This window comes from Aquiflexum sp. (assembly GCF_041749095.1).
Classification (GTDB): Bacteria; Bacteroidota; Bacteroidia; order Cytophagales; family Cyclobacteriaceae; genus Aquiflexum.
In genome coordinates this window covers 1-10235 of record NZ_JBGTCA010000168.1, presented here as the reverse complement: position 1 = coordinate 10235, position 10235 = coordinate 1, and the positions used below count along the sequence as shown (strand labels likewise).

5 protein-coding genes are annotated in these 10235 nt (G+C 42.6%); 2 read left to right on the top strand and 3 right to left on the bottom strand.

Annotated features, from left to right (window positions below):
* The first annotated feature begins 172 nt into the window (after positions 1 to 172).
* Together ettA and ACEW8O_RS08245 are read left to right on the top strand one after the other, a co-directional pair.
* Positions 173 to 1852 (top strand): energy-dependent translational throttle protein EttA, encoded by a 1680-nt coding sequence (gene ettA, locus ACEW8O_RS08250; RefSeq protein WP_373494145.1) that lies wholly within the window; start codon positions 173 to 175, stop codon positions 1850 to 1852.
* 605 nt (positions 1853 to 2457) lie between these two features.
* On the top strand, positions 2458 to 4455 hold the full coding sequence (locus ACEW8O_RS08245) for a hypothetical protein (protein ID WP_373494144.1): 1998 nt from the start codon (positions 2458 to 2460) through the stop codon (positions 4453 to 4455).
* A gap of 978 nt (positions 4456 to 5433) precedes the next feature.
* Here the strand turns inward: ACEW8O_RS08245 and ACEW8O_RS08240 are convergent.
* The 3 genes from ACEW8O_RS08240 to ACEW8O_RS08230 form a co-directional block, all read right to left on the bottom strand.
* Complete coding sequence (locus tag ACEW8O_RS08240) at positions 5434 to 7605, bottom strand: hypothetical protein (protein ID WP_373494143.1); 2172 nt, start codon at positions 7603 to 7605, stop codon at positions 5434 to 5436.
* A 4-nt stretch (positions 7606 to 7609) separates the two neighbouring features.
* On the bottom strand, positions 7610 to 8125 hold the full coding sequence (locus ACEW8O_RS08235; protein ID WP_373494142.1) for a hypothetical protein: 516 nt from the start codon (positions 8123 to 8125) through the stop codon (positions 7610 to 7612).
* 2 nt (positions 8126 to 8127) lie between these two features.
* The coding region (locus ACEW8O_RS08230; protein ID WP_373494141.1) for a hypothetical protein at positions 8128 to 10235 on the bottom strand (2108 nt) is incomplete at its 5' end.

Here is a 10235-nt window from a genome sequence, read left to right as displayed (position 1 = left end):
TTGTTATCTTTAATGTACCCGTATGGATGCTCCATTTCGATTTAATAGGTTGGTGTGTGGTAGTCCCCTTTACTTTTTTGCAAATTAATTAATTCAAAAGCATTTATCCTAAGAAAGACCTTTTTTTGCCATCTTTGTCCTAAATGCAAATAAAATCATCAAAACCAATACTATGAGTGCTGAAAAAATTATATTTTCTATGGCTGGAGTGTCCAAAATCTACCCTCCGCAGAAGAAAGTTCTGAAAGATATTTACCTCTCTTTTTTTTATGGAGCAAAAATAGGTGTACTCGGCCTCAACGGATCAGGAAAAAGTTCGCTTTTAAGGATCATTGCCGGAATGGATAAGGAATTTTTGGGGGAAGTGGTTTGGTCGCCCGGATATACGGTTGGTATGTTGGAGCAGGAACCTAAATTGGATCCTACCAAAACTGTAAAAGAAATTGTGGAAGAGGCGGTTTCCGAAACTGTTGCCCTATTGAAAGAATTTGAAGAAATCAATGAGAAATTCATGGACCCTGCATTGATGGATGATCCGGATGCCATGGATAAATTGATCACCAAACAGGGAGAAGTCCAGGAGAAACTGGATGCAGCCAATGCATGGGAACTGGACCTGATGCTTGAAAAAGCCATGGATGCGCTCCGATTGCCTCCTAGTGAAGCCAATGTTGGCAATCTCTCAGGTGGTGAAAAAAGAAGGGTGGCACTTTGTCGGTTGCTGCTTCAGGAGCCTGATGTTTTGCTATTGGATGAACCGACCAACCATCTCGATGCTGAATCTGTGCTTTGGCTCGAGCAGCATTTACAACAATATAAAGGTACTGTCATTGCTGTGACCCACGACCGTTATTTCCTAGACAATGTAGCCGGTTGGATTCTCGAATTGGATCGGGGAGAAGGTATTCCGTGGAAGGGCAATTATTCTTCATGGCTGGATCAAAAGCAAAGCAGGCTGAAGCAGGAAGAAAAAACAGAATCCAAACGTCAGAAAACTTTGGAGCGTGAATTGGAGTGGATCCGTATGACTCCCAAAGCACGCCAAGCTAAAGGAAAAGCAAGATTGAGTGCTTATGATAAGATGGTCAGTGAGGAAGGAAAAGAAAAAGAGGCCAAGCTTGAGTTGTATATACCACCTGGGCCAAGATTGGGTACCAAAGTGATTGAGGTGAATGGGGTTTCAAAAGCCTATGGAGACAAACTCCTTTTTGAAGACTTATCCTTCAATTTGCCCCAAGGTGGAATTGTAGGGATCATCGGACCAAATGGTGCTGGAAAATCCACACTGTTTAAATTGATAACCGGTAGAGAAAAACCTGATGAAGGAAATTTCGAAGTAGGAGAGACGGTAAAACTGGCCTACGTAGATCAGGAACACGACAACCTTGATCCCAACAAATCTGTCTACGAATCCATTTCCGGCGGAAATGAGATCATGAAGTTGGGCAATAAGGAAATGAATTCACGTGCCTATGTTGGTAAATTCAATTTCACCGGCTCGGATCAGGAAAAGAAAGTCGGTATACTTTCCGGTGGTGAGAGGAATCGAGTCCACCTTGCCATGACCTTGAAAGAAGGTGGTAATTTGCTTTTGCTCGATGAACCTACCAATGATCTGGATGTAAATACCTTAAGGGCATTGGAAGAAGCTTTGGAAAACTTTGGAGGCTGTGCCGTGATCATTTCCCACGACCGTTGGTTTCTGGACAGGATCTGTACACATATTCTGGCTTTCGAAGGCGATTCCCAAGTGTATTGGTTTGAAGGTAACTTCTCCGACTATGAGGAAAACAAGAAAAAGAGATTGGGTGATGTGACGCCAAAAAGGATTAAGTATAAGAAGCTGAAGTAAAGGATGAGGGAGGAAGGATGAAGGATGGTTCAAGTCTTTGACTTGGACCATTTTTGTTTCAGTCTTCAGACTGTTGTGAATTTGGCAATTGTTCAAGTCTTCAGGCTTTTTGCAGTCTGAAGACTGCCATGAATTGGTCCAAGACTAAGTCTTGAACCAGTGCCTATTCAGACTGCCAAGGATAGGTCAAACTTGCCTTTGTCGGACAGACCTGCAACGGTCAGGCGCGCCAACCTCTGGTGGAACCTGGCCATTTACCAGTGGCAGCTAAATTTAACTTGTAATTTCTCATAAGCTATTTTTCAGTTTAAATTTCATCAAAATTGTTTCTTCCAGGAAATCTCCGGATCCTAGGGTGTGCCTGACACGTTCACTTTGGCTGGACCTGACCCGGGAGATCAAATTTCTGACTTTGTAACTAAAAACTAATAGATTCACCAGGGGTAACCGGAGTATTTATAAGCATGTTAAATCCTGGGATCAAACCTTCGAGGTCAAAAAAAGACCTCAAAGGTTTTTTGGACAGACCTTTGAGGTTTCCAAGAACCCCGAAGGTCTTTTGATTTGGAAAGTTTAAATTCAATCACAGTTTAATTTACATGAATATGAAAATCAGTTTTATAAAATTTATATCAGGATTGATTCAGAGACAGTTTTTTGTAAACCGGTATTCAGGAAAAATATTTTCCCTCGTCTTAGCAATGCTGTTTTATAGCCACATACTTTTGGCTAATGATGCTGTCCGGGCAGGTGAGTTTATTATTGAACCTCCGACTTTGCTCAATCTGGGTTTTGAGTGGAAGATTGAAGGGGATGAAAACCGGAATGCTATGGTTGAGGTAGCATACAGGAAAGCCGGCAGCACAGCCTGGAAAGAAGGAATGCCCATGCTGCGGATAGGAGGAGAACGCGTTTTCCGGGAAATGGAGCAATTGGAATATACGGTGCCGCATATGTTTGCAGGAAGTATACTGGATCTGGAACCAGGTACCGAATATGAATGCAGGTTTATCCTTTCGGATCCGGATGGGGTAGAGGGAGAATCCAATCAGACGGTTAAAGTTAAAACCCGTACAGCACCGAAGTCAGCTGACGGAGGCCGCTTGCTGCATGTATATCCTCCGGGTTATAAAGGAAAAAAAGAAGAGCCTTCCTTTGAAGGGCTCAAGGCTGCCTATTTTGGATCCGGTTTGGGGGATTGGTCGGTGGTAAGTGAAAAAAAAGCCCAGCCGGGAGATATCATCCTGGTTCATGCAGGCTTATATAAGGCCGATTTATTGGATTATGTGGATCCGCATGGGATTCCTTTTGACGGCACTTATTTGTTAAACATCAAAGCCACTGAAGAAAAACCCATTGTGATCAGGGGTGCAGGAGATGGTGAGGCTATTTTTGACGGAAATGGTGCCCACCGGCTTTTTGATGTATTGGGTACCGCGCACCATATTTTTGAAAACCTTGTGATCAGAAATACAGATATTGCTTTTTCGGCAGGCCTGAAAGAAGTCATAGGAGCTTCCAACCTTACGGTCAGAAACTGCAGGATTGAGGAGGTGGGCATTGCCATTACTTCAGAGTTTGCCGGCTCAAAGAACTTTTATATTTCAGACAATATCATCTTTGGCAGGGATCCGCGCAACCACCTGGTAGGCTGGGCAAATCCTGGCGTTTACGGAGCAAGCCCGCTGAAAAGTTATATGGCTATAATAGTATATGGTTCTGGACATGTGATCTGTCACAATTCCATAGCTTATTTTCATGATGCCATCAATATTTCAACGTATGGCACACCCGAGCAGGAACAGGACCTAAAGGCGGTATCCATCGATATTTATAATAATGATATGCACCTGATGGTGGATGATTTTATAGAGGCAGATGGTGGGGTGCATAATATCCGCGTGATGAGAAACCGTGGTTTCAATTCCGCCCAATGTGCCCTGAGTGCCCAGCCGGTCTTTGGAGGACCAGCTTATTTTATCAGGAATGTTATTTACCATATCCCCAATGGATATGCTTTTAAGTTTATGGCGAAACCGGCAGGCCTATTGGTTTATCACAATACCATTATTGCTGAAAACCGCAATACACAGACTTTTTCCAATGCACATTTCCGGAACAACTTATTTCTGGGAGCAGATGCGCCAAACCGGCCGATAAATGCCTTTCCCTTTGGCACGGCATATTCCACTTCCGATTTCAATGGATATAGGCCCAACAGGAATTCCGAAAAGCATTACCTCTGGATTGCTCCGGAAGATGGGCAAATTTATGATTATTCTAAAACCGATGCCAAGGCTTTTGCTACACTGAGCGAACTGGCGGCGCAAAGTGGATTGGAAAAGAATGGTATAGAACTGGATTATGATATTTTCATGAACCTGAGCCCTCCAGACCCTGAAAACCCCCATGGGGTATATCATGCGGTTGACCTTGACTTTACCCTAAATCCCAAGGGACGGGCCGTAAACGCGGGTGTCAGCATACCGAATGTGAATGACCATTATCAGGGGAAAGCGCCAGATCTTGGCGCCCTGGAATCAGGAGAGAAAGCCCCTGTTTATGGGCCTCGTGGAGGATTGGCCCAACCCTTCTATAGGTAAATTTAAGTTTCATAAAAGCAGAATGGTTTCAACAAATCCTCTTCTAAAAACATGAATAAAAATAAATTATGGGTGGTTTATGATTCTTCTTCTCATGAGGAAAAAACAAATGTCTATCTGACTCAAATTTCCAAAAACAACTTAAAAAGAATTAGCATTTGATGGTGTTTTCCCTTGATCCAAAACTCAGTCAATATAAACAGGGGAGAAAGGCTTCAGGTAAAATTTTCCATCATTATAATATAAAACAGCCGTTCTGTCTGCCTCTGCCGCTATGACTTTTCCGGAGTTTAATTGAAGAATGAAATTGCATTCCTGATCAAAATGCACCTCAGCTTTTCCGTCTCCATTCAAAACTATTGCTTTCCCCCATCCTCCCGCAGCAGTACGTCCTATGTACAGTTTATCTTGAACACTGCCCAGGATGTCGTTAAATCCATTTTCGAGCCATTGAAAACTTTCCAGGAATTCTGCTGCCGTGGGGTCAGTAGCTTTCCGGGGGAAAATTTATACATCATTGGAGCTTTCATGGCTTTGAAACCGAACAGGTTTTAGCCAGCCATAAGTACTTTGGATAGCCGGGCTTTGATCAAAACAGTAAATAGACCTACAGTTATCATTCTGCATTTTCCTGGATTAAATTTCACTTGTTCCATTTGATCAACTTTGTTTATCACATTCATTTTTACTAATCCTATTTTGTCAAGTTTATCCTTGTGGACAGAAACCTGACAGGTTTTTACAGCTCAGAGTATGTTTTTAATGTTTTTCCGGTCAATATACCTGTCAGGTTTAACAAGCAGAAATGCCGGACCATTGGGGATTGATTACGATTTTTTTTGATCTTTAAAAAAAACAGATTTTACTGATATAGAGCCTACATCCCCTCCCAAAATCAGTTTGACGACTTTTCATTTTCCTAAATCCTATTTTTTAAAAAACCTGATTAGCCGTCTATTTACAAATCGTCTTAAATATCTACTGAATACCAACCCTGACCCTTTGTGACCTTTTCATCGGAGATTCACCGCCATCATCAAAAACCGCTTTTATCCCATATTCATATTGTCCTTGAACCAAAACATTGTCTTCCAATTCCCTGACTTCCGGTTCCAATAATTTATAACTTAAAAGCCCACTGTCATTCTCATTGCGGTAGACCACAAAATAGAAATCCCTTGTTTCGGAATAATTCCATTGGAGCTTGATTGTTCCATTTTCCTCCAGTAGTTGGATTTCGAAACTTTCTATTTCTCGCCTTTGTCCGGAGTCAATAAGTCTGACACTTAATGAAAACGACATTTCGGATTCTAAACCTGAATCATCAACTGAGACTATTCCATATTCATACTGTGGACCCCGAACTAGTGTGCTGTCAGTGAAAACTTCTACTTCTTTTTCGAAGGTCTGAATTAGTTCCCAATCATTGTCATTTTCCCTTCTAAATAGCAATTGCCGGTCTAAGTCCTCACTGCTACTTGGGATCCAAGATAAATATACCCTGTCACTAAAAGACCTATAATCACTGAATACCGCTGGAACAGGAGGTACCAAATCCGGCTTGGTCAGTTCAAGAATCTCAGAGTAGGGGCTTGGATTCCTGTTTTTGTCAAAGGCAGCAATTTTGTAATAGATTTTTTTGGAAAGCGTCTGCAGGGCTATACTGTCGGCAAAAGAATTATCGGCTACAAAATCCTCCGAGATCGGGGTAAAAGGATGTTCAGGGGAATGGGCATAGTAAACCAAATACCCCATCAAATCCGGCTCTGTACCCAATTCCCAATACAATTGGACTACACCTGTGCTGTCAATGGTGCCATTAAGTCCAATTGGCATGGCAGGAGGCGCTTCATCTTTCATGATTACATAAGCAGGGACAGACAGACCGGAATTTCCCGCGGTATCGATGGCTGCAACCACGTAATAATTTGTGCCATGGCCAATGGCCTCTTTGTCAATAAATTCATTTTTATTTTTTTCCAAGAGCAAATCATGCAGTGGGATATAGGGGCCTTCAATATTTTGACTGCGACCGATGAGGAAGCCTTTAAAGTCAGGTTCAAATTCATTCTTTGTCCAATTGATCCTGACCTCATTGTTTGGGAGGTTTTCTGCCAAGAGTGCATCAGGAGGTATGGGGGCTGTGAGGTCCCTTCCCATGACCGTGAGGATTTCGCTTTTGGCACCAGCTTCTCCAAATGGGGTGATGCCAAATATTCTGTAATGGTATTGGAAATAATTTTGAGGTAAGGAGTCTGTCAGAAATATCATGGAATTGTCCAGTTCAGCATTTCTAGCCTCAGGTTGGATGATGGGGACATTGCTGATTTTTTGAAAACTATTGCCATTATCTGTGGAGCGTTCGATAAAGTATGCCGAAAAAAATGCTTCGGAGAGCGACCTGTCCCATGAGAACCTAACTGCTTTATCCAATTGCTCCACGGTTATAGGTGGAAGAACGGGTGGCGGCAGGAGTTCCTGGGTCTCAACCAACACGGCTGCGGTATCTGATTTGAAGTACTCATTGTTGACCAAAGCGTGTAGGGTGTACACATAGACTTTCCCTTTTTCGATCTCCTTATCCACCAGCCTCAGCCCCAAACCTTCGGCAATCCTCGGTGAATTGTCTGCCAACATCAAAGCCATCCCAAATAGGTTCTCTTGTTGGATTTTCATGTTCAGGATATTTTCCATGGACATGTTTTCTGTTTCAACCAGATTTTCTTCGAACAATATTTTCACAGCCATAGCCGCTAAAGTATCCCCAACTTCAGCCCGAACTTGCCAGGTCTCCAAGCTCCATGGTAGGACAGGGCTTTCCGTAAGTAGGATCTTAGTAGGTTCTTTACCGGAAATTGATTCATCCACGGTAAAACGATGGATCATATAGCCTGCTTTATTGGATTCTTTCCAAAATAAAGGGTCTTTGGGTGCCCAGCGAAGGACTACCGAATCCCCATAGAATTTGGCCAATAAAGCTAAATTGAGTGGCTGAAATCCCGAAATGCTGTCAAGTTCGGTGATTTCATCTTGAGCATGGGATTTTTGGATCCAAACAAAATTCATGTTTATTGCCAGCAAAACAAGTGTCACCTTCATTGCGATGGATCTGAATCCAGAGGTATTATTTTCTTTCTCAATTGATTCCATTTCGCTATTGTCTTATGTTAAAGAAATTGCTGCCTTTTACTGGCTGCAGTTGTGGATTGAAACCGCTGTAGAGGCTGACAGATGAAGCTGTTCCCAGGATGGCAGGTACGTATCTGTAACTCAGTTCAGTCCTTACCGGTACCCAGGAAGAAATCTTGGTGAAAGGACTCAGTTCAAGGATATCCACAGCTTGTCTGAGGGCAGCGGTACCATAGTGGTAAATATGTGGACGCGTTTCATAAGCCACTATCATTCTGGCCCTGAGATAAGCATAGTCCATTGAAGCCTGAACAGGTATACCATAATTGATTACCCATTTATTTGTATAAGCTTCTAACCTTACTGGTTGGGCAGTTACCAAATTATTTTCATTGGCTGTATATACAGTGCCACTTGTATTAAAGGTTTGGGTATTGAGCAATGAAAAATTACTGGTGGTGAAAGTGGTCTGCGCCTCAGATACAAATGCACAAAACATCAAGAAGATTAATTTCAAGTATCTTATATCAGTGTTTCTCATGGTCAATAATTTTTAAGTTGGTAAGGGAAGGATTTTGTCATTTCTTCCGTGCCCAACTGTGAGCGCTTGATGTTAATTTCACTGTTGCTGATTTTTGGTTCAGCCGCATTCGTAGGAAAGCCCAATGGTCTAAAGGGCGGAATTCCATTACCCAATTGGCTGAGGTCTCTGAATCCCGCCAAATTGATGTCAGTATGATATGGACTGGCCCGAACCACCCCATAGCTTTTGTACAAATAATCTCTTAGATAGCCGTCCTGCCACCTGTTTGAAGCTGAAAGGTGAATTATTGGCCTGATGGCAAATGATTCAAAAGCTTGATTTCTAAAAATCCCTCCCTGTACATCATAGACATCAACTCCTTCATCTGCCGGAATCTGTACCTGATAGGATTCCATGGCACCCCATGAACCAGTCTTGACAGCATTGGCACCGGATGCGGTAGCAGCGATTTTTTGGGACAGGGTATTGAATTTGCTTGTTTTGAAGTAATACCTATAGATTTCTATTTCCTCGGTCTTTTTGGCTGCAAGGAAATTTCCGGGAGTATCTATGCCTCTTATGGCAATGTCACTTTTTTGGTTGGCTGCAGTATATTTGTTAGAGGCGACACTAAGTGCCCCCACATAAATATTCCTGTCCCTGAAAGAAACGGAGCTGGTTTCCAATTGACTTTTGGGCCTCGGTTTTCTTATTTGTACAAACCTGACTTCTATTATTTCGTCATTGGGTAATTTTGGCAGACGGAAATTTAACTGTGATCCATTGTGGGAGAAGGTAACAGGAACAGTATCAGTAGCTGACCTTGAAGTAGAAAGTGCCCTAAAAATAGCTTTGACTTCGTAAACATCCTCCCCAAATAAACATGTCAGGTTTTTTTCCAGGTACAATTTTCCGTTTCTGTCCTCCTCCTGAAGCAAAAACCGCTGACGGTCCAATGGATAGGAGGCCAATAAGGCACCGGTTTCGAAAAGGGATTTGGCACATTCACCGGAGACAAAAGTGGTCAGTTCATCAAATTGCTCAACTTTTTTTCCATCAAAAACATAATCAACAAATGCAGATCTTTCTTTTGACCATATCTGTACTTTGACCCCTACCCTGATTCTGTAAGGGGTTCTTTCGTCCAAAGTTTCGGTGGTAAACAAGGTTGCCAGGAAATTTTCATCACGGACAACCAACCTCGATTTGGTGTTCAAGTTAAATTGGACCGAATTACTTTTCAGGTTGAGCAAATCAAACTGGGTAAGGACAAGTCTGAATTTTTTTAGATCAGGAATTCCTTTTTCATCGATGGTATTGATTTCAATTTCTTCATTGATGGGGAAATTGAACACCACCTGAGGGTTGGATAATGTGGAAACCCCTCGCCCTGTAGGTGTAATCTGACTGATCAAAGCATCACCATCAAATGGATTTTTTTCAGGAATGCATTTTTGTTCAGTATTCAAGGCTACTTTAAAGTTCATATAGCCTTTATAGGCACCTCCCAAAACGGAAAACCCACCTCCAAACCATCCTTCAAACCAAATGGGATTGGGAAGACCGGCGGTAAGCAAAGCAGCCGCTTCCACTTTAAAAGCATGAACACGGCCCTTATAAAGCCACATGTCCAGATCCAGCCCGGCCTCACCATGCATCCATGCCCAAAGTTGACCATTGGCATACCAGCCATTGATCCCCGGCAAACCTGATGTGCCATCGCACCCTTTTGTGTATTGCTCCAAAGCCACGTCAAAACCAATCCCTGCACCTATTTTGGCATAAAAAATCAAAAAAGTCATATCTATCGGACCTGTATCGGAAAACTGCATATTGGCACCAAATCCAAGTTTCAATCCGGATTGCTGGCCGGAATGGTAGGTGGGCCTGCTGCCTGAATAACCGATTTTACTGGCTACGTGTTGAGGTGGAGGAGGCATACCGGGCAACAGTTCAGAGGAACCGGCCATATAATAGGATTTGAAATTGGCAAACTTCAAAAGGGTCAATCGGTTGGGATTGATGGGATCCCCCATTTTCATATACCATTGTTTGCTTCTTCCATTCACATGGAGTCCAAGGTTACCGTAACCTTCAATTATACCAAGAAATCCCACTGTCATGTCAG